Genomic DNA, 25,006 nt, shown 5'->3' on the forward strand with positions numbered 1-25,006 from the left:
CTGACTGTTCAAAACAGGAAGAAAGCCCCTGAGTCTCGACCACTCAGGGGCTTTCGTTTTGTATCATCGTGGATACTGATATCTTTTTGCCTATCGGCATTATAGCATATGCGGAAAATCTTTGCAAGATACCCCAAAAACAAAATTTTATATTTTTTCATATCATAAAGAAAAGAGGACAAATCTATGAGAGATATTACATTATGCCACCCACGCCTCCAGCGCATTGCGTCCGCCTGGATCAAAGCCTGTGCGACCGAGGGCATCACGGTAGCCATCGGGGAAACTCTGCGGACGGTGGCAGAGCAGGACGCACTGTACGCGCAGGGACGTACAAAACCAGGAAATAAGGTAACCAATGCGCGGGGCAGCAGCTACAGCTCACAACATCAGTGGGGAATCGCCTTTGATTTTTATTTAAAAATGGATATCGATGGCGACGGTAGCACGTCTGACGATGCTTTTAATGACAGTACTGGCATGTTTAAAAAGGCGTCGGAATTGGCGAAGGGGTTAGGCCTTGCCTGGGGAGGAGATTGGAAGAGTCTGGAAGACAAACCGCATCTTTATTTGCCGGACTGGGGCAGCGGTACCAACATTCTCAAACAGCGCTATGGCACATTTGAGGCGTTTAAAAAGACCTGGGCGGCGGAGAACAGCAGGGTACCAGAACAGTCAAAAACGGTGATCACCGATCTTAAAGAAATTAAGAGCGGCATACGCGGGTTGAGAGTCACTGCGTCCTCACTTATCATCCGAACAACTCCAAAAGGTACAGACACAGGCAAGCGCTACACCAAGGATCAGCGTGTGCAGCCAATTAATAAATGCTTTGCCGACGGCGATCCGTGGATCCAGACTGCAGACGGCTGGATATCCGGCAAATACCTTGAGGGCTGGCTTTTACAGGATGGGAGCTGGTGGTATCTACTGAGCGGTTACACCTACCACCATGATACGGTCTACTTGATTGACGGGCAGGCGTATGCGTTTGATTCGGATGGCTGGATGATTACTGCAGATCGGATAGCAGAGGACGGACATATCCAGAATGTGTGAAGTGATGTAAAAATAGTCCTTTTTTCGTGTTGCATTCGTGTTGCATAATACCTTTAAAAAGCCTGTTTTTACATTTACATGTTTTACCTCTAAAACACCGAAACCCCTTGAAAATAAAGGAAAAATCCAATATTTTCAAGGGGTTTCAAATCTGCCGGCTGCGGGACTTGAACCCGCACGGTGTTGCCACCAATGGATTTTGAGTCCACCTCGTCTGCCATTCCGACAAGCCGGCTGTCTATCGACGCTTTTTATCTTACCAAAATTGGAGACAGATTGCAACTGTTTTTTTGTTTGTTTTGAAATTAAGAAGCGAAGCATTCGCAGGGGCTTGCGTGTTTCATTAAAATAAGGTATGATTAGGTTCAAATGGGTTTATGAACGCGTCATGCGTGAATGATAATTCATATGGAATGACAGACTGGAAAAGGAGGTGGCGTCTGTGACCTGTCGGGAAGCGGAGCGTCTTGTGACGCCGTATATCCAGGATAAACTGAGCGGGGATGAGCTGGAAGCGTTTCTGGAGCATCTGGAACATTGCCGCAACTGTCAGGAAGAATTGGAAATTTATTTTATGGTGGATGTCGGACTGAAACAGCTGGACACCGGATCGGGTACTTTTGATATCATGGGCGCACTGCAGAAGCGGATTGCTGAGTCATATGCCCGCGTGCGCCGGATGTGGCGCTTCCGGAAAATGGAGTATGCGGTCAATACGCTGGGCGTGATGGCGGTATTGGTGACGGTGATGCTGCAGGTCAGGATTTGGCTGGCACCATAGAAAAAAGCAACAAGTGATAGAACAGGAGACGGAAACAGATGGGCAAATTAGTGCTGATAGATGGTCATAGTATACTCAACCGGGCATTTTACGGGGTGCCGGAGTTGACAAATTCGAAGGGACTCCACACCAATGCAGTGTACGGATTTTTAAATATCATGTTCCGGGTGATCGAAGATGAGGGGGCAGACTATCTGGCAGTGGCATTTGACTTGAAAGAGCCGACATTCCGTCACAAAATGTATGCGGCATACAAGGGAACGAGAAAACCGATGCCGCAGGAGCTGCATGAGCAGGTTCCGGTGATGAAGGAAGTGCTGACAGCGATGGGCGTGCCGATTCTTACCAAGGCGGGGTATGAGGCAGACGATATTCTGGGAACGATCGCGAAACGCTGTGCGGCGGAGGGCGTGGAGGTTTCTATCGTATCAGGAGATCGTGACCTGCTGCAGCTTGCAGATACGCACATTAAGATTCGGATGCCGCGTACTTCGAAAGGTACGACGGAGATACGCGACTATTACCCGGAGGATGTGAAGGCGGAGTATCAGGTGACGCCGATCGAATTTATTGATGTAAAGGCGCTGATGGGCGATACTTCGGATAATATTCCGGGCGTGCCATCGATCGGTGAAAAGACGGCAACCAGCCTGATTACCACCTACGGAAGCATTGAGAATGCGTATGCACACATTGATGAGGTAAAGCCGCCGCGCGCACAGAAAGCGCTTCGGGAGCATTATGACATGGCGCAGATGAGCAAGGATCTGGCAACGATCCGCATCAATTGCGAGATTGGTTTTTCGCTGGAGGAGGCGAAGCTGGATTCGCTTTATACGCCGGAGGCATATCAGTATATGAAGCAGCTGGAATTTAAGTCCATTCTGCAGAAATTTGGTGAGGACGCCTTTGCGTCATCAGAAATGGAAAAATCTTTCCGTCTGGTAAATGATTTTGGCGAGGCACAGGTGATTTTTGACCGTGCACAGTGCGCGGAGGAGATCGGCGCGCAGCTGGTGATTGAAAAAGGAAAGGTTGTGGCATTGGCACTCTGCCTGGACGGGACATCGATCTATGCGATCCCGGCGGTTGGGTTCCTGACCGGACAGTATCTGGCGGAGGAGCTGGAACGCCTGATGGAGGTGGTTCCGTCTGTGACGGTTCTGGATCTCAAGATCCAGCTTCCATTTCTTAAAAATCACAGCCGCCGGATCGTGGACGGCATCCGGAATGCAGAAGGAAACCGTGCGGTTATGGACGCAGGCGTGGCGGCGTATCTGTTAAATCCGCTCAAGGATACCTATGGATATGATGACCTGGCGCGCGATTACCTGGATATGACCGTGCCGTCACAGGTCGATTTGCTTGGAAAAACGGCGCTGTCGGATGCATTTGAGACAATGCCGGAGAAAGCGTTGAATTGTGTCTGCTACATGGCATATACGGCGTGGAAATCGCGGGAAATCCTGCTGGGGCAGCTTCGAAGACATGGAATGCTGCATCTCTTTTATGAGATAGAGATGCCGGTTATTTACAGCCTCTACCATATGGAAGAGGAAGGTATTCAGGTGCGCCGGGAGGAATTGAAAGCCTACGGCGAACGCCTCCAGACGCAGGTAGAGAAACTGGAGCAGGAGATTTACGCCGAGACGGGCTGTGAATTTAATATTAATTCCCCGAAGCAGCTGGGTGAGGTTTTATTTGAAAAAATGTCCCTGCCGGGCGGCAAAAAGACGAAGACCGGCTATTCGACGGCGGCGGATGTGCTGGAAAAACTGGCGCCGGAGTATCCGGTTGTGCGGAAAGTATTAGACTATCGCCAGGTGGCGAAACTCAAATCGACCTATGCGGACGGGCTGGGTGCATTTATCCGGGAGGATGGACGAATCCACGGAACCTTTAACCAGACGATCACAGCGACAGGACGTATCAGCAGTACAGAGCCGAATCTGCAGAACATTCCGGTGCGTATGGAGCTGGGACGCGAGATCCGGAAGCTGTTTGTACCGCGCGAGGGCTGTGTGCTGGTTGACGCTGATTATTCCCAGATTGAGCTGCGTGTGCTGGCGCATATGTCGAATGACAAGAACCTCATCCAGGCATACCGGCAGGCGGAGGACATCCACGCGATCACGGCGTCGCAGGTATTCCATGTGCCGCTTGAGGAAGTAACACCGCAGCTTCGCCGCAATGCAAAAGCAGTCAATTTCGGTATCGTATATGGTATCAGCGCGTTTGGGCTGGGCGAAGATCTCGGCATTTCCCGCAAGGAAGCGACCGAGTACATTGAGCGCTACTTTGAAACCTACCCGGATGTCAAACGTTTCCTCGATGGTCTGGTAAAAACGGGCAGGAAATACGGCGAGGTCAAGACTATGTATGGGCGTGTGAGACCGATTCCGGAGCTGAAATCCGGCAATTTTATGCAGCGTTCGTTCGGTGAGCGTGTGGCGATGAATTCCCCGATTCAGGGAACTGCAGCCGACATTATCAAGATTGCGATGATCCGCGTCGATCAACGCCTGCGCCGCGAAGGACTGCGTTCCCGCATTGTCCTCCAAGTGCACGATGAACTCCTGATTGAAACCTGGAAAGAAGAGCTGGAACAGGTGCAGTCGATTCTGGCGACGGAGATGAAACGTGCGGCGCAGCTGCAGGTGGAGCTGGAAATCGATATGAAGATGGGAAATTCGTGGTTTGAAACGAAATAATGGAAAGGTACAGATAAACATGAAGATAATCAGTATTACCGGAGGCGTTGGTTCCGGTAAGAGTGAGGTCCTGCGTGTGCTGCAGGAGGAATTTGACGCGGAAATTATTAAGGCAGATGAAGTGGCTCACCAGCTCATGGAGCCGGGTAAGAAAGGCTATCAGCATGTGGTAGAGGCGCTGGGTGATTCCTTTTTAAATAAGGACGGCAGCATTGACCGCAAAAAGCTGGCGGCGCTTATTTTCCAGAATAAAGAGGCGGTGGAGACGATGAACGCCATCATCCACCCGATGGCGTGGGAGGAGATCCGCTATGCGATCAACCATTCTGACAAGGAGATCATCGTTGTGGAGGCAGCTCTCTATGATGACGACCATAATGCGATGTTTGATGAAATCTGGTATGTATACACATCGGTGGAAAACCGCATCAAGCGTCTGATGGCAAGCCGCGGCTACAGCGAGGAAAAATGCCGGGGCATCATGGCAAATCAGGCATCCGAGGACGATTACCGGAGTTTTGCGACGCGTGTGTTGGACAACAACGGCGGGATTGAGGATATTCGGAAGCAGATAGCGTCATTTTTAGGAAAAGAGGATTAGGATACATATGCGGATGGTTAGTATTGCCAGCGGCAGCAGCGGGAATTGTATTTATATAGGAAGCGACAACACCCACGTTCTGGTGGATGCGGGGATCAGCAACAAGCGTATTGAGATGGGGTTAAATGACCTGGGGCTGAATGCGCGGGAACTGGATGGAATTCTCATCACGCATGAACATTCCGACCACATCAAAGGGCTCGGCGTGCTGGCGCGCAAATATGGCACACCTATTTACAGCACAAAAGAGACATTAGAGGAAATTCAGGATTCCAAGAGTCTTGGCGAGATTCCGGAAGATCTGATGCACCCGATTATGCCGGATGTTGATTTTATGGTAGGAGATTTGGAAGTCAAACCGTTCCGGATCGACCATGATGCAGCGAATCCTGTTGCCTACCGGGTTCAGAATGAAAAAAGATCGGTGGCGGTGGCGACGGATATGGGGCATTATTCCCAGTACATCATTGACCATTTGCAGGGGCTGGATGCGATTTTGCTGGAAGCCAACCACGATGTCAAAATGCTGGAGGCAGGACCGTATCCGTATTACCTGAAGCGTCGTATCTTAGGCGATTACGGACACCTTTCCAATGAAAATGCGGGGCGGCTTTTAAGTTCCATTCTGCATGACAAATTGAAGCACATTTTCCTGGGGCATCTGAGTAAGGAAAATAATTACGAAGAGCTGGCATATGAAACGGTGCGTCTGGAGATCACAGAGGGAGATACGCCGTATAAGGCGAATGATTTCCCGATCACAGTGGCAAAACGCGATGCAGTGTCGCAGATTGTGACGGTGTAGAAGACGTAAAAGTATTAAAATTGGTTATACAAAGTCTGAAAACAAGCCAGAAGATATATTTGGGGTTATGGCTTGGAGGCATGAACAAACGTGTGGGGTTGACAGAAATATCGTTACTGTACACGCATATGTGTCCAGTAACGGAATTTGCCGTGGCTTCGCATTTAAATACGGCAAATTCCTGCTGGCACCACGTTTTCTTACGGCACTTTCGGTTCCAAAAGTGCCTACCCGTGTACAGTAACGAAATATCATTTTAGATATAAAAGTCAGCAGCCGGATGGCAGTTGAGTTTTTATAGAAATTAGTAAGTCATAAAAACATTTCCGCCATAGGACGGAGAGCACACAGGAGGATGAAAGCTATGAGTAAGATTATTATTACTATCGTTGGACAGGACCGCGTCGGTATCGTTGCAAAAACGTGTAATTATCTGGCTGACCACAACATGAACATTCTTGACATCACGCAGACGATCCTGCAGGAATATTTCAATATGATGATGATCGTGGATATTTCCGGTTCCAAGACATCCTTTGATGATATGGCGCATGAGCTGGACAAGCTGGGACAGGAGATCGGCGTAAAGATTCTCTGTCAGAGAGAAGAGATTTTTACCAGTATGCACAGAATCTAAGCAAATATTTTCAGAAAGGACGTAAAACCAATGATTAACATGCAGGAAGTTCTGGAAACTAATAACATGATCGCGCATGAAAAACTGGATGTGCGGACGATCACGATGGGTATCAGCCTCTTAGACTGTGTGGACAGTGATCTGGCGAAGATGAATGAGAAGATCTACAATAAGATTACAACTTATGCGAAAGATCTTGTATCGACCGGCGATGCCATCGGACGTGAATTTGGGGTTCCGATCGTCAATAAACGTATCTCGGTTACTCCGATCGCGCTGGTAGGTGGAAGCGCCTGTAAGAAGAGCGAGGATTTTGTAGAGATTGCGAAAACACTTGATAAGGCAGCGAAAGAAGTAGGCGTCAACTTTATCGGCGGCTATTCCGCATTGGTTTCCAAGGGAATGACACCGGCGGAAGAGCTTCTGATCCGCTCGATCCCGCAGGCACTTGCCTGCACCGACCGTGTGTGCAGCTCCATCAATGTCGGTTCTACCAAGACAGGTCTTAACATGGATGCAGTCCGTCTGATGGGCGAGATGGTTGTGGCAACCGCAGAGGCAACGAAGGACAATGATTCCCTCGGCTGTGCGAAGCTGGTTGTATTCTGCAACGCGCCGGATGATAACCCGTTCATGGCAGGTGCATTCCATGGCGTGACTGAGGCGGATGCGATCATCAACGTCGGCGTCAGCGGTCCGGGAGTTGTAAAGACAGCTCTGGAAAAGGTACGTGGCGAGAACTTTGAGGTGCTGTGTGAGACGATCAAGAAGACGGCGTTCAAGATCACCCGTGTTGGACAGCTGGTAGCACAGGAGGCATCCAAACGTCTGGGCGTTCCGTTTGGCATCATTGATCTGTCGCTGGCACCGACTCCGGCAGTCGGAGACAGTGTGGCGGAGATTCTGGAAGAGATCGGCTTAGAGCGCAGTGGTGCACCGGGTACAACAGCAGCGCTGGCAATGTTAAATGATCAGGTTAAGAAGGGCGGCATTATGGCGTCCTCCTATGTTGGCGGACTCAGCGGTGCGTTTATTCCGGTCAGCGAGGATCAGGGCATGATCGATGCAGTTTCTGAGGGTGCGCTTACGATTGAGAAGCTGGAAGCAATGACCTGTGTCTGCTCTGTAGGTCTTGATATGATTGCGATCCCAGGCGATACGAAAGCGACCACGATCGCCGGTATCATCGCGGACGAGGCGGCAATCGGCATGATCAACCAGAAGACAACGGCAGTCCGCCTGATTCCCGTCATCGGAAAAACAGTGGGCGATACGGCAGAGTTCGGCGGTCTGCTTGGCTATGCGCCGATCATTCCGGTCAACCGTTTCTCCTGCGACAACTTTGTCAAACGTACCGGACGTATCCCGGCACCAGTACACAGCTTTAAGAACTAATAGGAGTTTCATATGGATAAATCACAGGAACTGAGAGAGGTGCTTCTGCGGTATCTCGATGCCGATCTGGAGCGAATCATTTTCAGCAACCCGAGAACCCGTGAATCCTATCTGAAATTAACTGTGCGTCCTCTGCTTCTGCGGGGGGCGCTTGCTTTTCAGACGGAAGAATTTACGGAAAAACAGGCATTTCAGAAAAATCAGAACGCAGAAAAGACCGCCGAGTATCTGCTCGGAGAGCTGGAAAACCGTTACCGCAATGCGGAGATCGCGTCGCTTCACGGGATTGTCAATATTCTGATCAGTAAGAAGGGGACGGTGACGATCAAAGAGAAGAAGGTGGGGGTTAAAAGGGCAGAGAATCGGACGGTATCGGTGGCAGCAGGTGATGTGCAGAAAGCTGGAAAGCAGATGCCGGCGAAGAGTCATGCAGATGTGAAAGAAAATTCGCTCGAAAAATCGGGTCAGAGTCAGTCAAGTCACGAAAACGGAAAGATGCAGAGAAGTGCTAAAATACAGGGAAATGGTAAACTGCAGAGCAATGCGAAACAGCAGAAAAATGCCGGAACAGGACTGTCGGCTGGCATGGATGCCGCAGCGTTTTCAGAACGTCTGGCGTCGTTATCCCATAACCGTACTAAAAAATACGTCCTTCAGGAAGGCGTCCCAGTCCCATTTCTGGTAGATCTCGGTGTCATGACGGCAGAAGGCAAAGTTGTGAAATCCCGCTACGACAAATTTCGCCAGATCAACCGTTTCCTGGAATTTATTGAGGATGTACTTCCGAATCTCGATCCGAATCGGACGAATACGATCATTGATTTCGGATGTGGGAAATCATATCTGACGTTTGCGATGTATTACTATCTGCATGTGCTGAAAAAATATTCGATCCGTGTCATCGGTCTGGATCTGAAAAAAGATGTCATTGCGCTCTGCAACCGCCTGAGCAAGAAGTTTGGATTTGAGAACCTGACCTTCCTGCACGGCGACATCGCCGGATATGAGGGCGTCGATCAGGTCGATATGGTCGTGACGCTGCACGCCTGTGATACAGCGACCGATTATGCGCTGGCAAAAGCGGTCAAATGGGGCGCAAAAGTCATTCTTTCCGTTCCATGCTGTCAGCATGAGATTAACAAGCAGATTCAGAACGATCTTCTGTCGCCGGTTTTACAGTACGGCCTTCTGAAAGAGCGTATGTCGGCGCTTCTGACCGACGGAATCCGTGGGCAGCTCCTCGAAATGTCCGGCTACCGGACGCAGATTCTCGAATTCATCGACATGGAACACACACCGAAAAACATCATGATCCGTGCGATCCGCCAGGGCAAGAAAGCAGACGGGGCGGCATTAGAGGCAATGATGAAGGAATTGCATGTGAAGCCGACATTGTATGGATTGTTGGTGGGGGAAGAGGTGTAGGAAATTTAGAAAGCACTTTTATGGGGGTTGATAATGCTGGACAGTTATAGCTGATAAAACCTCTTCGCAAATTCCAAAAACACCCCGCCTTCCTCTGCCATATACTTAACCGGCGAATACACCAGATAGAGTTTCCGGAGAAAGGCAGCTTCCCCAAGCGGAAAGAGAAGCAGTTTCCCCTGCCGTGCATCTGCCTGCACAGTTGCTTTTGAGAGAATGGAGATGCCCATTCCCAGCATGATACATTGCTTGAGGGCGGCGGCATCGTCCATCACGGCAATAACATTTAAATCATCGAGTGAAAGCCCTTTATTTTTTAGGAAATGAAGGGTTTCCTGCTTTGTGCCGGAATTATCTTCCCGGAGCAGAAACGGTTCTTTTAAGAGGGCATCCAGCGGTGATGGCATAGTCTGGTAAGCCTGATAATGTGGCGTGGCGGGGGCGGCGATCACAAGCTCATCGGAGGCAAAGGGGAGAAATTCGCAGGAGGTGTCCGAGGTAGTAGTTCCGACCAGACCGATGTCGCAGATGCCGTCATCCACCTTATGTACAACGTCCAGGCTGTCTGAGCAGGAGGCATAGACACGGATATCAGGATGAACTGCGTGATAAGCGCTTAAAAGTTCCGGCAGAAAATAAAGGGACGGAACGGAGGATGCGCCGATCCGAAGCTGCGGTTTCGTCTCGTTGGCGAGTTCCACGATTGCTTTCTGCTGCAGGGTCAGAATCTCCGTGGCATAGGAATATAATTTTGTCCCGGCAGGAGTCAGGGAGAGCGATTTGGTGGTGCGCTTTAAAAGCTGGGTGTGAAATTCCTCCTCCAGACTGCGGATGTGGGCGCTGACAGTCGGCTGTGAGATGTACAGCTTCTGGGCGGCAAGCGAAAAACTCTGATATTTGACGGTGTACACGAAAGCTTCTAATTGGCGGATGTCCATATATTTAAAATCCTTTCTATAGATAAAATCAATTTTTAATGATTCTGTGATAAAATCCAAAATTAAAATGAATAGTAGACAGGTGAAAACAATCTCTAAAGAAGAGTGTAGCTTTATTTATTGAAAATATCAATAAGTTTATAGCAAATATCAATATAAACGATTTTACCATAAAAATACAGGATGTTATACTTGTCTGCGGAAAGTATGGATAGATCCATGAAATGTACGCGCTTGAAATTTTTCTTGTTTGATTTTGTGAGATGATTTTTTTGCCAGATGCACTCAAATTTCTGATATGTATTGATGAAATGCGAGTGTGGTGCGTGAAATCACCCACAATGACGAGTGTGAGAAAAACTTTAAGAGTACATGAAATAAAAAAGGAGGCAGGTATGAAAGTATTTGACAAGACATGGAAGCTGGCAGTGGCAGGCGCGCTTGTGGGTGTGCTGGCAGCATTGCTGGCGTATTTTGGAAATCCGGCCAATATGGCGATCTGTATTGCGTGCTTCGTACGTGATACGGCGGGCGCGCTGAAACTTCACTCAGCAGCACCGGTTCAGTATTTCCGTCCGGAGATTGTAGGATTTGCAGTGGGAGCATTTGCAATCTCACTGGTGACGAACGAGTATAAGGCGACAGCAGGTTCTTCACCGATGATCCGCTTTGTTCTGGGTGCGATCATGGTAATCGGCGCGCTGGTATTCTTAGGGTGTCCGCTGCGTATGGTTCTGCGTATGGCAGCCGGTGACCTGAATGCGTATGTAGCGCTGGTTGGATTTGCAGGCGGTATTGCAACTGGTTCGTTCTTCCTGAAAAAGGGATTTTCGCTGGGCAGAGCGTATGAGACGCAGAAATCAAGCGGATATGTGCTTCCGGTGCTCCTTCTGGCGCTTTTTATCATTGGAGCAGTAACAGGCGTATACGCAGCCAGCACGGAAGGACCGGGAAGCAAGCACGCACCGGTTCTGATTTCCCTGGTTGCGGCTCTCCTGATTGGTGCATTGGCACAGAAGAGCCGTATGTGTTTTGCAGGTAGCATCCGTGATGTGATTCTGATGAAAAACTTTGATCTGCTCAGCATTATCGGCGCACTGTTTGCAGTCATGCTGATTTTTAACCTTGCAACTGGCAATTTCCATTTGAGCTTTTCCGGTCAGCCGATCGCGCACTCCCAGCATCTCTGGAATATTCTGGGTATGTATGCCGTTGGATTTGCAGCCGTTCTGGCTGGCGGATGCCCGCTGCGTCAGATCATTCTGGCAGGGCAGGGCTCCTCGGACAGTGCGGTAACCTTTCTGGGAATGCTGTTAGGGGCGGCACTTGCACACAATTTTAACCTGGTTGGTGCGGCAGCAAAAGCGGCAACCGAGACAGAGGCAGCCGTTTTGGGTGGTCCGGCGATGCCGGGCAAAATTGCCGTAATTGTATGTATTGCCCTGTTATTCGTGATTGCAGCGGCAAATATGAAACGTAGAAAGAAATAAAGAAAAGAGGAAACGGAAAATGTCAGATTTTGTTGAGGTAGATGTGCGGGGACTCTCCTGTCCGGAACCGGTTTTGATGGTGATGGATGCGATGGATGAACATCCGGGAAAACAGATCCGTGTGCTTGGCGATGAGGCACACACCCGGGCGAATATTGAGCGCACGTTGGAGTATCATGGAAAAGAGGGGCACACCAAGGTGCTGGAAAACGGCTGTTTCACCATTACCTTTGAAGCGTGATGCTGCTCTGGAATATTAAATAGGTGGAAATGATGAGGCAGAAACGGGAATATCGGATTTTTACCTTTCACACGACGGCTGCGGCGATGGAGATGGAGGCATTCTGCCGGGAACAGGGAATCAGAGGGCGCCTGGTGCCTGTCCCACGCGAACTCTCAGCAGGCTGTGGAATTGCCTGGCGGATGGAACCGGCGGAATATGAACGGTTTCAGGGAGTGATTGCGGAGAGCCAAATTGAGATCGAGCAGAGCTGTGTGGTTATGAATTAAATAAAATGTTATGTTAGAGCAGGCATCATAGAAAAAGTATATAGGAAAAAGCGGCGGTATCGGCAGTGGCGAGACATTCAAAAAAGAATGGAGCGCTGACTGTGTGATACCGCTGCTTTTTGGCGTGTAAATCGAGGTCAGAATGAGGTCATTGAGGTCAGAAATCAAATCATGACCTCGATGACCTCATTTGTGACCTCGATGATCCCAATATTTTGAAATATTATTCTTCCGCCTTCGCCTCCTCCAGCAGCCGTGCAATCTCCCCCGCACCAGCGAGAATGCAACCTCATTCCGTCCACTGTTTGTAACGACATCTGCATAGGCGCGGGTCGGTTCAACAAAGAGAGCATGCATCGGTTTGACGGTAGTCAGATACTGGTCGATGATGTTTTCGATATCGCGTCCGCGCTCTTTCGTGTCACGTAAGATTCGGCGGAGGATGCGCTCGTCGGCGTCGGCATCGACGAAAATGCGGATGTCGAGCAGATTGCGGAGTGCTTCGTCATAGAGAACGAGAATGCCCTCCAACAGGATAACCGGGCGCGGCTCGATGTGAATGGTTGCTTTGGCGCGGTTGTGGTTGGCGTAGTTGTAGGTTGGACAGTCGATCGCCTCCCAGTTTTTCAGTTTATTAAGGTGCTCAGGAAGCAGCTCTGTCTCAAATGCATCCGGGTGGTCGTAGTTCAGCTTTTTGCGCTGTTCAAATGGCATGTCATCGTGGGCGCGGTAGTAGTTGTCGTGGTAAAGCACGGTTACTTGATCACCAAATGCGTCTTTCAGACGGTTTGTAAAAGTGGATTTTCCTGAACCGGTTCCTCCGGCAATTCCGATGATAATAGGTGGTTTTCTATTCACTGTGGTTTCCTCCATTTGTAAGTTTTATTTCAGTCGAGAAGAGTCCCACCTCTTTAGGTGGCGAGTAATAGCAAATTTGTCTCAGTGGGAGGTGGGTCTCCGACTGAGATAAATGCTCCGCGGAGATGCGCAGTGATTCTGTATGGAATATGTCAGCTTCGCTGACCAGAATCACGCGCCAAGTCTCACGGACGTTCGACTTGAAGATTGGTTCATTTTTATACAAAAACCAGTCCTTCTGTATATTCATTTTGAAATACGCCGCTGCGCTTCATCCGCACCGTCTGGTATAAATGCGAGGCGTACACCTCCTGCTCCAGCAGCGCGAGCGCCGACGGGGAGAGGTTCTGGGCGGCATCTGCCATTTTAGTGATGAGGGGGATGCTGCTTTTTTTATGCAGACAGGAGAGCAGAGGGCTGCTCTGCCTGCGAAAACCGAGAATCCGTGCATAGAGTGCATAGCCCTCGTCCTTCCACCGGGAAATATCTTCCTCGCGCATACCGAGTACCAGATGCAGAAGCGCCCGGCTGACACGCGTGTAGGTAAGCTGGCGCGTCTTTAACGCCTGAATCCGTTCTTCAAAAGAGAGAGGAAAGTAAGGTGGTTTTGCAAGACGGGCGGCAAGCTCCGGGGAGAGATCTGCGATGCGGGATATAGCCTGCGTATTGGTATCAACAGACAAAGTGCTGGAAGGCATAACAGCGTTTGTGGCAGCAATGGAACCTTTCGCTGAAGATTTCTGCATCTGTAAAACAGCCATATTTAAAAGTTCTGAAAAGTCATCCGTAAAAACGGGAAGCGCCCCTGCGTATGCGGGATGCGTCACGGCTGGCAGATGAGGTATTAAAATATTAAATGAAATCTCACTTTTTGAATCAGAACCCGGTTCCTGTTTTAGTGAAGCTGGACCATCTGCTGACAGTTTTTCATAGCTCTTCCGAACTATCCCGCGAATTGCCGAAGCGGATGGAAACTTTGCTTCAGACAGTGCATCCTCATGATATCCGCTTCCCTCCCGCGAAATCGTATAAAATTCCATCGGGCTGTGCAGATCTTCCGCCGCCCGCAGATATTCAATCCCAAGGATATTATTAGGGGAGTTTAAAATGGAAGACCATATATGAGAGTTCGACACATCTGTATTTGCGTGAAAATCTTCCACATTTTCAACTCTTGTCCCGCCCGCCTGTGTTTCTCCCAGCGCCTTCGCCCGTGCCTGCGGATAAGTCAGTCCCGCCTTCAACCCTTTCCGCAGCCGTTCCTGAAATTCTGCCGATTCGTGGTTCAGCGCAGAAGCAGCCTGCTTAAGGAATTCAATCTGCCCGCATTCACTGCCGAACACAACGGCATCCACACCGATCGCCGACAGAAGCGCGACTCCATAGGCGGCAAATTCATGCGCCGAAGCGGTAGAAAAAGCGACCGGCATCTCAAGTACCAGGTCGGCACCGGCGAGAAGAGCGGCTTTTGTACGACGGTACTTATCAAAGATGGCGGGTTCGCCGCGCTGGACGAAGCTGCCGCTCATCAGGACGACGCAGTAGTCTGCGCCGGTCAGTTCCCTTGCCTGCTGCATATGATACAGATGTCCGGCATGGAACGGGTTATATTCGGTAATTAAACCAACGATTTTCATAAATTTCAATCCTGTTTTTTGCATTTTTGCGAGGAATTTTGTAGCAGCCTATTTATAATAGAAATAAAAATAAAAGACTGTTGCTGTTGCGGCAGAAAAATCTGTAAAAAATAGCAGCCATTTTCTGCTTCATTTACATTATATAGTGGAAGTGCGGGAGCGTAAAGGAAAAATTATAGTGCATCTTGTTAAAAATTTAATTAATCAAAAATTTGAAAATCGCTCTTGTATACAATAAACAACTGGTATATAATGTTAGCAGTAATAGACACACACTTATGAAAGGGGTTTTATAACCATGGCATTTATTGACAAGATTAAGGAAAGAGCAAAAGCAGACAAGAAAACCATCGTTCTTCCAGAGTCAATGGACAAGAGAACATACGAGGCAGCTGAGAAAATTCTGAAAGAGGGTATCGCAAATCTGATCATCATCGGTACTCCGGAAGAGATTGAGAAAAACGGCAAAGGCTTCGACATTTCCGGTGCCACCATCGTTGACCCGTACAATGATCCGAATAAGCAGAAATACATCGACAAGTTCGTTGAATTAAGAGGCAAAAAAGGTGTTACTCCGGAAGTCGCAAAAGAGCAGATGGAGAAAGACTATATGTACTATGCTTGCCTGATGTGCAAGTGCGGCGATGCTGACGGCGCTGTATCTGGTGCATGCCATTCTACCGGCAACACCATTCGTCCGGCTCTGCAGCTTCTGAAGACCAAACCGGGTATCAGCTCTGTATCTGGCTTCTTCCTGATGGAAGTTCCGGATTGCGAGTTCGGTGAGAACGGTCTGTTCGTATTCGCTGACTGTGCAGTAAACACTGACTTCGATTCCAACAAGCTGGCTGAGATCGCTGGTCTGTCCGCAGAGAGCTTCAAGATGCTGGTTGGCGCAGAGCCGAAGGTAGCTATGCTGTCCTATTCTTCTATGGGTTCCGCTAAACATGATGATGTTACCAAGGTAGCAGATGCAGTTAAGATTGCTCATGAGAAGTTCCCGGAACTGAAATTGGATGGCGAGCTTCAGCTTGATGCAGCACTGGTTCCGTCTGTAGGCGAGGCTAAGGCACCGGGCAGCACCGTAGCTGGACATGCTAACACCTTAGTATTCCCGTCCCTGGAAGCAGGCAACATTGGTTACAAACTGGTTCAGAGACTTGCAAAAGCTGGCGCTTATGGCCCGGTTCTTCAGGGTCTGTCCATGCCGGTAAACGATCTGTCCAGAGGATGCTTCGCAGACGATATCGTAGGCGTAGTAGCTATCACAGCTGTACAGGCTCAGCAGGCATAATTAATACCAATTGGAATCAAATGGATGGAGAACTGGCACCGCGTCAGAGAATCTTAAATCCGTTTAATTAAGAATTAAAAGTGATAATTACAGTTCAGCCCGGTATTCATACATAATCCTGCAGTTCACAACAGGGCAGTGCAGACGCTTTTGCAGATGCTTCCGTGTGAACCGCATATAGAGAATACCTGCGGCTGAATTGTGATGTTATAAAGAAAGGAATCTATTACCATGAATATTTTAGTTATTAACTGCGGAAGTTCTTCCTTAAAGTATCAGTTAATCAACTCTGAGACAGAGGGCGTTCTGGCTAAGGGTCTTTGCGAGAGAATCGGCATCGACGGTATGCTGACTTACCAGCCGGAGGGCGGCGAAAAAGAGAAATCTGAGATCGCTATGCCGACCCATACAGAGGCTATCAACGCAGTTCTGGCAGCCCTGACTAACGAGAAGAGCGGCGTTATCAAGAGCCTGTCTGAGGTAGGTGCAGTTGGACATCGTGTCGTACACGGCGGCGAGAAATTTACTTCTTCCTGCTTAATCAACGACGAGTCCATGAAAGCGATCGAAGAGTGCAACGATCTGGCACCGCTTCACAACCCGGCAAACCTGATCGGTATTCGTGCCTGCCAGGAACTTATGCCAGGCGTACCGATGGTAGCTGTATTTGATACCGCTTTTCATCAGACCATGCCAGATGTCGCTTACACCTACGGTATTCCGTATGAATACTATGAGAAATACAAAGTTAGACGTTACGGCTTCCATGGTACTTCCCACAGCTACGTATCTAAGAGAACCGCTGAGATCGTTGGAAAACCGTATGATCAGATGAAGATCATCGTTTGCCACCTGGGTAACGGCGCCAGCATCTCCGCTGTAAACTGCGGCAAATCCGTAGACACCAGCATGGGTCTGACTCCACTGGAAGGTCTGGTTATGGGTACACGTTCTGGTGACCTCGATCCGGCTATCATCGATTTCGTAGGTAAAAAAGAAGGTCTGTCCCTGGATGAGATGAACGAAGTCCTGAATAAGAAATCCGGTATGCTCGGTATCTCCGGCGTATCCAGCGATGGTCGTGATCTGGAAGCAGCAGCTGAGACTGGCAACAAGAGAGCACAGCTGGCTCTGGACGTATTCGACTACCGCGTAATCAAATATATCGGTGCATACGCAGCAGCTATGAACGGTGTAGATGCAATCGCATTTACCGCTGGTATCGGCGAGAACAACATCAAGATGAGAAAAGATGTTTGCAGCAGCCTGACCTACTTAGGCGTTAAACTGGATGAGGAGAAGAACAACGTAAGAGGTGAGGAGAGAATCATCTCTGCTGACGACTCCAAGGTTCAGGTTCTCCTGGTTCCGACCAACGAAGAGCTGGCTATCGCCCGCGAGACTCTTGCACTGGTAAAATAATTAAATATGAATTAAAATTTGCAAAAATATGTAAAATTAATCATTGACAAACGCGCTCGACCTTTGTATAATATCAAAGTGCGTATTAGGAGATTAGTATGCTGATTCATTTATCGGAACTTTTTAACTGCGAGGGTAGAAAGAAAGTCTATACAGTCGAGACTGCGCTGGACTCTGTTGATTTTGACGGAGAGACGTTTCAGATTGAGAAGGCTGAGCCTTTTGAACTGGAACTGACGGCTAAGACACGGCATAAGTATACGATGAGTGGTCATGCGACGCTGACGGTGGGAGGTCACTGTGCGCGTTGTCTGGAGCCAGTATCTTTCGACTGCGAACTGGATTTTGGACGAGAGTTTGAGGTGCAGGACGGTCAGGAGGAGAGTTTAGATGATGAACCTTTATGAAGGGGTACAATCTGGATGTAGACCAGTTGGTTTGCAACGAACTGCTACTGAGCTTGCCTATGAAAGTCCTGTGCAGAGAAGACTGCAAGGGGATTTGCAATAGATGTGGTACAAATCTTAATCTTCGGACTTGTACCTGTGACACTAGGTCGCTCGATCCAAGGATGTCGGTTATCCAGGAGATATTCAATGAATTTAAGGAGGTGTAACCATGTCTATCTGTCCTAAGAACAAATCTTCCAAAGCAAGAAGAGACAGCCGCAGAGCTAACTGGAAAATGAGTGCTCCGAACTTAGTAAAGTGCAGCAAGTGCGGTGCTCTGATGATGCCTCACAGAGTGTGCAAAGCTTGCGGAAGCTACAACAAGAAAGAAATCGTTAAAGTAGAAGACTAAGCTACAAGTATTGAAAAATAAGGGGTTAAGCGATTTTTGCTTAACCCATTTTTCGCATTTTAGCCCATTTTTAGCCCATTTCAAGAGGGTGTTTAACAGGTGTTTTTGGGTAGATTTTAGCAACTATAACTTATGGCTTATAAAATGTGGTCAAAAACAGGAGAGATTATTAATTTGCAATAATCTCTCCATTTTTATATTTCGTGAATATTATCAAATCTGTGATTTTTTATTAGTAAAAACTTGTAAAAAATGGGGATAGAAGAGCATTAAGCTCAACTATCCCTATAAGAATGTTATTTAACAAAGTATTTTATGTACTGTTATTTGTTATTTAACTTTTACTAGCGAAAGTCATATATGTGCCTCCTGTAAATGAAAGTATATTTCTAATTACAGGGGCCGCTCTCGCTACTTCTGAAAAAGATCAATAGCGAGAGCGGTCGCATATTTTGACATTTTTGTCAAGTATCAATTTAAAAATATGTTAGACTCCTATAGGGGATTTAACGCTAAAGCTTAACTTACTGACATTGGTTCATGGGTAGGCACTTTTGGAACCGAAAGTGCCGTAAGAAAACGTGGTGGCAGCAGGAATTTGCCGTATTTAAATGCGAAGCCACGGCAAATTCAGTTACTGGACACGTATGTGTGTACAGTAACTGAGATACTATGTAGATGGCGGTGTTGTATGCAAAAAGGTGTACAATACCGCTATTTTTTGTTAATATAGAGAAGAAGGAAAAAAGAGGGATAATGTTTATAAAAATCACGTTAGGAGGTTTTACATATGAAAAAGAGAAAATATTTACTTTTGACCGTCACAGCTGCCGCGCTTCTGGCGGCGATCCCATTTCAGGCATTTGCGTCGAGGGATACGGAGAACCGCAGCCCGGTTGGCTCGATCGGCTTAAATGTTTCGTCCTCGATCCATGTCGGTGATGAGAGTTCAGATGTGGATGTTTCGCTCGATTTCGGTGACTGCGATATTTCCAATGTTGATGTGATCAATGAGCCGTCCGGCAAATGGGTGGACAAGGATAAGCCAAAGCTGGAGGTTACTCTGGAGGCGGACGATGATTATTATTTTAAATCCGGTTATGCGAAAAAGAATGTAACCCTGAGCGGTGACAGTGCGACGGTTACTTCTATCAAGCGCAAGGGCGATGAGGAACTCCGGGTCGTGATCACCCTGAAAGCTTTAAAAGGAACCTCCAGTGATTACAGCCTGGATGTAGATGAGGCAGAGTGGGATCAGATGGATGGCGTTGCAGAGTGGAACGGCAGTGAGGATGCGAAATACTATGAGCTGCGCGTTTACCGGGATGAGAAATTTTTAAGTACGGTAAAACCGGGAAAAGAAACGAAATACAATCTTGGACGTTATCTTACGCAGGCGGGAACCTACACGTTTGATGTGCGCGCGGTTTACAGCGATTCACGGCACGGCGAATGGCAGACATCGGATTCCTTCACAATCACGGCGGAGCAGGCGCAGGAAATTCAGAAGACGCTTGTCTTCAAGGAAGCAGGCAGCGGTCCGGCAGCCGGTGCGTGGGAACAGGATACGCTTGGCTATAAGTACCGCAATTCCGATGGAAGCTATGTGACCAATAACTGGCAGCAGATCGGCGGTGTGTGGTATTTCTTCGATGAAAATGCATATTGCAAGACGAATACCTGGGTGTTCTGGAATGGAAAATGGTATTATCTGGATGTAAACGGCGCGATGTTAGTTAATACGACGACGCCGGACGGCAAGCAGGTCGGGGAAGATGGGGCGCTTCTGTAAAATTTTTAAGAAACAATTTTGATGAAAATCCGTCAGGGAAGATGAAGACAGAATTGTAAAATAGATGTGAGAAGAGGCAGATTGCACGGAATATGCGGTCTGTCTCTTTTACATTTAAAAACAGAGAAAAATTAAGAGAATATTTGCAAACAGAACGATGGGCAGAATGAAAACACATACATGAAAAGAGTGCTGAAAGATAAGGTGACAGTTATTTCTGATGGAATGAAAAAAATAACAAAAAGTATACTTGCATATTGTGAAATAAGTAGTAAGATAGAGGTGGTATCTCATGACTGCCTATTTTTTAACAATCTAGGGGAAGAGGCGGTCTGAGAAGAGACTGCAAGGGGTTCTAAGCCAGTATGGAGGATGGCAGAAAAAGGACTGACAAAGGAGGGGCACAAAGATGGCAGCACAAATTTTGGCTGTGATTATTTTTATTGTAATGTTTGGACTTATCATCTGGGATCACATTGAGAGGCATATCGTATCGCTCGGATGCGGGCTTCTGACGCTGGTGCTGGTGTTTGGCGTCTGTATGCACAGTGAGGCGGCAGCGGCGGAGACACTGAGCCTGCACAGCTTCATGATTCCGAACTTCTGGTTTCAGACCGAGGCGGCGGCAGAGTCCTCGAGCGGCATCAACTGGGCGACGATTCTTTTTATTGCCGGTATGATGCTGATGGTGGAGGGCATGGAGCGCGCGGGATTTTTCCGGTGGCTGTGCCTGACAATCGCCAAGGCGGTACATTATAAGACGATCCCGATTTTTATTTCATTTATGCTGATGTCGGCGCTTCTGGCGATGTTTATCGACAGTATTACCGTTATTCTTTTTTTGGCAGCGGTCACGGTAGAGCTGGCGCATCTTCTGCATTTTGATCCGATTCCGATGATCATTTCAGAGATCTTCTGTTCGAATCTAGGCGGCTCTGCGACGATGTGCGGCGATCCGCCGAATATTATCATCGGAACCTCGCTCGGATATTCATTTAAAGATTTTATTTTAAATACAGGTATGATGGCGGGTGTTTCGCTGATTTTTGTCGTGCTGTTTTTCTATTTTTCCTTTAGGAAAGAATTAAAGGCGAGTGAAAAGCATGACGAAGCGGTTACATATCCATCCCCACAGGAGGCGATCGCGGATCGGAAACGGTTTGCGGTCAGCGTGGTGATCTTTGCGGCGGCGATCGTGATGCTGGTGACGCATGCACAGACGGGACTGACAGTTGCGACGATTGGCGTATTTATCGGTGCTTTTTCGCTGCTGGCATCCGGCGGTGAGGCGCTCAGCATGATTAAGAAGCTTGACTATAAGACGCTGCTATTCTTCATTGGTCTTTTTGTCGTGGTCGGCGGCATGGAGCAGACGGGCGTCCTAAATTCTTTAGCAGGGATCATTGACGCAGTCAGTGGAAATAATGTAAAATGGGTAGTAGCGATTGTGCTGTGGCTGTCGGCGCTTGCGAGTGCATTTGTGGACAATATCCCATTTGCGGCGACGATGATCCCGGTTATCCGGAGTCTGGCGCAGGCAGGCGGCATGGATCTCTCGGTTCTGGCGTGGGCGCTTTCGATGGGTACGGATATTGGCGGCTGCGGAACTCCGATCGGAGCCTCGGCAAACGTAGTTGGTATCTCAGTGGCAGCGAAAAACGGACATTTTATCGGCTGGGGGAAATATTGCCGGTATGCAGCTCCGGCGACGGTGCTGGTAATCCTGATTTCCATGGTTTGTATATATGTGAGATACTTTTAAGGGGGCTTTTATATGGAGGAGAGGAAAAACAGAGTGATCATCTCGGTCAGCAGACAGTTTGGCAGCGGCGGACACAAGATAGCGGAAGCGCTGGCAGAGCATTTTGAACTTCCGATTTATGATCATAGGATGCTGGACAGTATTGCCAAGGAAAAGGGTGTGGATCCGCGTGTGCTGGAAAAATACGACGAGAAGCCGCTAAACCGTTTTCTGGCGCGCAATGTCAGCGGATTTTCAAGCTCTCTGGAGAACAATCTGGCGCAGATGCAGTTCAGTTACCTGAAAGACAAGGCCGATTCAGGGGAATCGTTTGTGGTAGTTGGACGGTGTGCGGAGACGGTTTTAAAGGAATATGACGGACTGATCACGATCTTTGTGCTGGGCGATGAGGAAACACGGGTGAAGAGAATTGAGCATCTGCACGGACTTTCAGAGGACGAGGCGAAACGTCTGGTAAAGACGAAGGACTGGCGGCGGAAATCCTACCACAACTGTTACAGCCGCGGACGCTGGGGAGATTCCAGAAATTATGACCTTTCGATCAACAGCAGCCGGCTGGGAATTGAGGGAACGACGAAGATGCTGGAGGAGTATGTGCAGGCGCGGATGGACGCGATGCAGAAATAAAATAATAGAGATATCGAAGAAAAAGAGAAAGGGGAACGTGTGCATAGGCGGCGCACGTCCCCCTTTCCCTTTTTCTGCCGAGGTGTTATACTGTTACTGTTCCCGGGTGGGCACTTTTGGAACCGAAAGTGCCGTAAGAAAACGTGGTGGCAGCAGGAATTTGCCGTATTTAAATGCGAAGCCACGGCAAATTCCGTTACTGGGCACGTATGCGTGAACAGTAACGTTATACTAAAAAAATATGGAATTAGATAGAAAAATCGTATTTGCTATCTGTTCGATCTTGTTTTATAGTATATAAGATATTTAATAGGAGTTTGATGATATATGACAGAGTTAAAAAAAGAAAAAAAGACCGGTCTCGTTCTGGAGGGCGGCGGGATGCGCGGTATTTACACAGCGGGCGTCCTGGATGTGTTTTTGGATCATGATATTTCATTTGACGGCGTGATCGGCGTCTCGGCGGGGGCAGTGCATGGGGCTTCGTTTGTGTCGGGGCAGAAGGAGCGGAGCATCCGCTATTATAAAAAATACTGCAATGACAAGCGTTTTATGAGCTTTAAAAACTGGCTGCGGACGGGAAATCTGGTGGACGAGCAGTTCTGCTTCCATGATATACCGGAACGGCTGGATCCGTATGATTACGAGGCATTTGACCGGGGAAATACACGGTTTTATGTTGCATGCAGCAATGTGGAGACAGGGAAAGCAGAGTATCTGGAGATCAAAGATATGTTCAAAGATGTCGAATATTTCCGTGCGACGGCATCCCTTCCGTATGTGTCCCATATGGTCGAGGTTGGTGGAATGAAGCTTCTGGACGGCGGCTGCACGGACAGCATTCCGTTGCGTGCCTTCGCTAAGATGGGGTATAAAAAATGCGTCGTTGTGCTGACCCGTCCGGCGGGCTACCGCAAGAAACCGGGCAATTTCTGGCTGCCGGAGGCGGCATATCACAAATATCCGGCGTTCGTGAGGGCGCTTCGCAGCCGCTATTATTTCTATAATAAGACGGTGGAATGGATCGATCGCCTCGAACAAGAGGGAAAAATTTTTGTTATCCGTCCGAGCGTGGCGCTTCCAATCGGCAGAACCGAACATAGTGTTGAAAAATTGCAGGAGACGTATGATATCGGCAGGAAGGATGCTGCCAATCAGATGCATGCAATGGAAAATTGGTTCAAATCTTATTGATTTATAGATTGATCTCTAGTATAGTAAAGATTGATGTAATGTGGCTGTGGACAATAAAAAGCGGGACAGCTGCAGCGTGACGATGAAAGAGCGATTCGTTCGGACCACATATGCCGCAGTGGCGGAAGACAGGTTTGGTATGTGTATCGCTATAAATGATAGAAGGAGAACACGCAATGGTTAAGATAGCTGTAGATGCCATGGGGGGCGACAACGCACCGGGTGAGATCGTGGCAGGTGCCGTGATGGCAGCCCAGTCGAGGGAAGATATTCAGATTTTCCTGATCGGCAAGGAAGAAGTCGTATCAGAAGAATTAAAAAAGCATACATATAAGAAAGAACAGATCGAGGTTGTCAATGCGACTGAGGTCATCGAGACGGAGGAACCGCCGGTCAATGCGATCCGCACGAAGAAAGATTCGTCTATCGTGGTCGGCATGAATATGGTCCGCAGGGGTGAGGCGGATGCATTCTGTTCCGCGGGCAGCTCCGGCGCGATTCTGGTCGGCGGACAGGTGATCGTCGGCAGAATCAAGGGCGTTGAACGTCCGCCACTGGCTCCATTGATTCCGACAGAAAAGGGCGTGTCCCTGCTGATCGACTGCGGCGCCAATGTCGATGCAAGACCGTCCCATCTGGTACAGTTTGCAAAGATGGGCTCCATCTACATGGAACACGTGGTTGGCATCAAGAATCCGCGTGTGGCGATCGTCAACATCGGTGCGGAGGAAGAGAAGGGCAATGCGCTGGTGAAAGAGACATTCCCGCTCTTAAAAGAATGTAAGGACATCAATTTCATCGGCAGCATCGAGGCACGCGAGATTCCGCACGGCGGCGCGGATGTCATCGTTTCCGAGGCATTTGTCGGAAATGTCATCCTGAAACTCTATGAAGGTGTCGGTGCAACCCTGATTTCCATGGTAAAACAGGGCATGATGACGAGCCTGCGCTCAAAGATCGGCGCATTGCTTGTAAAACCGGCGTTGAAGACGACGCTCAAAGCATTCGATGCGAGCCAGTACGGCGGCGCACCGCTTCTGGGATTGAAGGGGCTGGTTGTCAAGACGCACGGAAATTCCAAGCGCATCGAGGTGTGCAATTCGATTCTTCAGTGTGTGACCTTTAAAGAGCAGGCGATTAATGAAAAGATCAAGGAAAGTCTGTGAAACTTTCGTGAAATTATAAAATGTAGCGAAAAAACGATATGTTTTTAATCAATCTAGAATTCTAAATATTTTAAAATAAGTTCATAGAAAGGAAGAAAATT

Annotated in this window: 24 protein-coding genes and 1 tRNA gene; 21 read left to right on the forward strand and 4 right to left on the reverse strand. The window is 48.4% G+C overall.

Going from position 1 to position 25,006, the window contains the following annotated elements; translation table 11 throughout:
- Positions 1-186 precede the first annotated feature (186 nt).
- Positions 187-1,059, forward strand: coding sequence for a M15 family metallopeptidase (locus tag DWZ16_RS04575; protein WP_118522356.1), 873 nt, complete (start codon positions 187-189; stop codon positions 1,057-1,059).
- 152 nt (positions 1,060-1,211) lie between these two features.
- Here DWZ16_RS04575 and DWZ16_RS04580 read toward each other — a convergent pair.
- Positions 1,212-1,294, reverse strand: a tRNA-Leu gene (locus DWZ16_RS04580).
- Between the two features lie 207 nt (positions 1,295-1,501).
- Between DWZ16_RS04580 and DWZ16_RS04585 the strand changes: the two genes are divergently transcribed.
- The 7 genes from DWZ16_RS04585 (at position 1,502) to DWZ16_RS04615 (ending at position 9,414) form a co-directional block, all read left to right on the forward strand.
- Positions 1,502-1,840, forward strand: coding sequence for a zf-HC2 domain-containing protein (locus DWZ16_RS04585; protein WP_022360432.1), 339 nt, complete (start codon positions 1,502-1,504; stop codon positions 1,838-1,840).
- 38 nt (positions 1,841-1,878) lie between these two features.
- On the forward strand, positions 1,879-4,551 hold the full coding sequence (gene polA / locus DWZ16_RS04590) for a DNA polymerase I (protein WP_118522357.1): 2,673 nt from the start codon (positions 1,879-1,881) through the stop codon (positions 4,549-4,551).
- The gene (gene coaE / locus DWZ16_RS04595; RefSeq protein ID WP_333489851.1) at positions 4,538-5,152 is read left to right on the forward strand and encodes a dephospho-CoA kinase; all 615 of its coding nucleotides are present in this window, start codon (positions 4,538-4,540) and stop codon (positions 5,150-5,152) included. Before polA ends, coaE begins: the two co-directional genes overlap by 14 nt.
- A 7-nt stretch (positions 5,153-5,159) precedes the next feature.
- Positions 5,160-5,957: an MBL fold metallo-hydrolase gene (locus tag DWZ16_RS04600; protein ID WP_118522358.1), complete on the forward strand. Its 798-nt coding sequence runs from the start codon at positions 5,160-5,162 to the stop codon at positions 5,955-5,957.
- 364 nt (positions 5,958-6,321) lie between these two features.
- Positions 6,322-6,594, forward strand: coding sequence for an ACT domain-containing protein (locus DWZ16_RS04605; protein WP_022360436.1), 273 nt, complete (start codon positions 6,322-6,324; stop codon positions 6,592-6,594).
- A 30-nt stretch (positions 6,595-6,624) separates the two neighbouring features.
- Positions 6,625-7,989, forward strand: coding sequence for a PFL family protein (locus DWZ16_RS04610; protein ID WP_106999746.1), 1,365 nt, complete (start codon positions 6,625-6,627; stop codon positions 7,987-7,989).
- A gap of 12 nt (positions 7,990-8,001) precedes the next feature.
- On the forward strand, positions 8,002-9,414 hold the full coding sequence (locus DWZ16_RS04615; RefSeq protein WP_243021921.1) for a class I SAM-dependent methyltransferase: 1,413 nt from the start codon (positions 8,002-8,004) through the stop codon (positions 9,412-9,414).
- A gap of 44 nt (positions 9,415-9,458) precedes the next feature.
- Here DWZ16_RS04615 and DWZ16_RS04620 read toward each other — a convergent pair whose 3' ends face one another.
- Positions 9,459-10,352, reverse strand: a complete 894-nt coding sequence (locus DWZ16_RS04620) for a selenium metabolism-associated LysR family transcriptional regulator (protein ID WP_118637455.1) — start codon at positions 10,350-10,352, stop codon at positions 9,459-9,461.
- 341 nt (positions 10,353-10,693) lie between these two features.
- On the opposite strand from DWZ16_RS04620, the gene yedE reads away from it, so the two are divergent.
- From yedE to DWZ16_RS04635, 3 genes are read left to right on the forward strand one after another with little or no spacing between them, the layout of a single operon-like run.
- Positions 10,694-11,842, forward strand: a complete 1,149-nt coding sequence (gene yedE / locus DWZ16_RS04625; protein ID WP_333489852.1) for a YedE family putative selenium transporter — start codon at positions 10,694-10,696, stop codon at positions 11,840-11,842.
- 19 nt (positions 11,843-11,861) lie between these two features.
- The gene (locus DWZ16_RS04630; protein WP_118522360.1) at positions 11,862-12,083 is read left to right on the forward strand and encodes a sulfurtransferase TusA family protein; all 222 of its coding nucleotides are present in this window, start codon (positions 11,862-11,864) and stop codon (positions 12,081-12,083) included.
- Positions 12,084-12,112: 29 nt separating this feature from the next.
- A complete protein-coding gene (locus DWZ16_RS04635) occupies positions 12,113-12,352 on the forward strand; it encodes a DUF3343 domain-containing protein (protein ID WP_243021922.1) in 240 nt (79 codons plus the stop codon).
- Positions 12,353-12,538: 186 nt separating this feature from the next.
- On the opposite strand, the gene udk is transcribed toward DWZ16_RS04635, so the two are convergent.
- The gene (gene udk, locus DWZ16_RS04640; RefSeq protein ID WP_243021923.1) at positions 12,539-13,210 is read right to left on the reverse strand and encodes a uridine kinase; all 672 of its coding nucleotides are present in this window, start codon (positions 13,208-13,210) and stop codon (positions 12,539-12,541) included.
- A 218-nt stretch (positions 13,211-13,428) separates the two neighbouring features.
- Positions 13,429-14,847 carry a nucleotidyltransferase family protein gene (locus tag DWZ16_RS04645; RefSeq protein WP_118522362.1) on the reverse strand — a complete coding sequence of 473 codons (1,419 nt, stop codon included), beginning with the start codon at positions 14,845-14,847 and terminating at the stop codon, positions 13,429-13,431.
- Positions 14,848-15,145: 298 nt separating this feature from the next.
- Between DWZ16_RS04645 and pta the strand changes: the two genes are divergently transcribed.
- The 10 genes from pta (at position 15,146) to plsX (ending at position 24,905) form a co-directional block, all read left to right on the forward strand.
- Positions 15,146-16,141, forward strand: coding sequence for a phosphate acetyltransferase (gene pta / locus DWZ16_RS04650; RefSeq protein ID WP_117795259.1), 996 nt, complete (start codon positions 15,146-15,148; stop codon positions 16,139-16,141).
- A 231-nt stretch (positions 16,142-16,372) separates the two neighbouring features.
- The gene (locus DWZ16_RS04655; protein ID WP_022360442.1) at positions 16,373-17,563 is read left to right on the forward strand and encodes an acetate/propionate family kinase; all 1,191 of its coding nucleotides are present in this window, start codon (positions 16,373-16,375) and stop codon (positions 17,561-17,563) included.
- A 98-nt stretch (positions 17,564-17,661) separates the two neighbouring features.
- Positions 17,662-17,970, forward strand: coding sequence for a YceD family protein (locus DWZ16_RS15940; RefSeq protein WP_243015177.1), 309 nt, complete (start codon positions 17,662-17,664; stop codon positions 17,968-17,970).
- Complete coding sequence (locus DWZ16_RS15945) at positions 17,967-18,179, forward strand: DUF177 domain-containing protein (protein WP_347474960.1); 213 nt, start codon at positions 17,967-17,969, stop codon at positions 18,177-18,179. The genes DWZ16_RS15940 and DWZ16_RS15945 overlap by 4 nt, the downstream gene beginning before the upstream one ends.
- A 2-nt stretch (positions 18,180-18,181) precedes the next feature.
- Positions 18,182-18,364, forward strand: a complete 183-nt coding sequence (rpmF, locus tag DWZ16_RS04665; protein ID WP_003499726.1) for a 50S ribosomal protein L32 — start codon at positions 18,182-18,184, stop codon at positions 18,362-18,364.
- A 790-nt stretch (positions 18,365-19,154) separates the two neighbouring features.
- Positions 19,155-20,156 carry a hypothetical protein gene (locus tag DWZ16_RS04670; protein WP_118522363.1) on the forward strand — a complete coding sequence of 334 codons (1,002 nt, stop codon included), beginning with the start codon at positions 19,155-19,157 and terminating at the stop codon, positions 20,154-20,156.
- A 409-nt stretch (positions 20,157-20,565) separates the two neighbouring features.
- A complete protein-coding gene (locus DWZ16_RS04675) occupies positions 20,566-21,918 on the forward strand; it encodes an SLC13 family permease (RefSeq protein WP_118522364.1) in 1,353 nt (450 codons plus the stop codon).
- Positions 21,919-21,930: 12 nt separating this feature from the next.
- Complete coding sequence (locus DWZ16_RS04680) at positions 21,931-22,545, forward strand: AAA family ATPase (RefSeq protein ID WP_118522365.1); 615 nt, start codon at positions 21,931-21,933, stop codon at positions 22,543-22,545.
- A 327-nt stretch (positions 22,546-22,872) separates the two neighbouring features.
- Positions 22,873-23,739, forward strand: coding sequence for a patatin family protein (locus tag DWZ16_RS04685; RefSeq protein WP_106999767.1), 867 nt, complete (start codon positions 22,873-22,875; stop codon positions 23,737-23,739).
- Positions 23,740-23,915: 176 nt separating this feature from the next.
- Positions 23,916-24,905: a phosphate acyltransferase PlsX gene (plsX, locus tag DWZ16_RS04690; RefSeq protein ID WP_106999768.1), complete on the forward strand. Its 990-nt coding sequence runs from the start codon at positions 23,916-23,918 to the stop codon at positions 24,903-24,905.
- Positions 24,906-25,006 lie beyond the last annotated feature (101 nt).

Source organism: Clostridium sp. AF29-8BH (assembly GCF_003478145.1).
Classification (GTDB): domain Bacteria; phylum Bacillota; class Clostridia; order Lachnospirales; family Lachnospiraceae; genus Otoolea; species Otoolea fessa.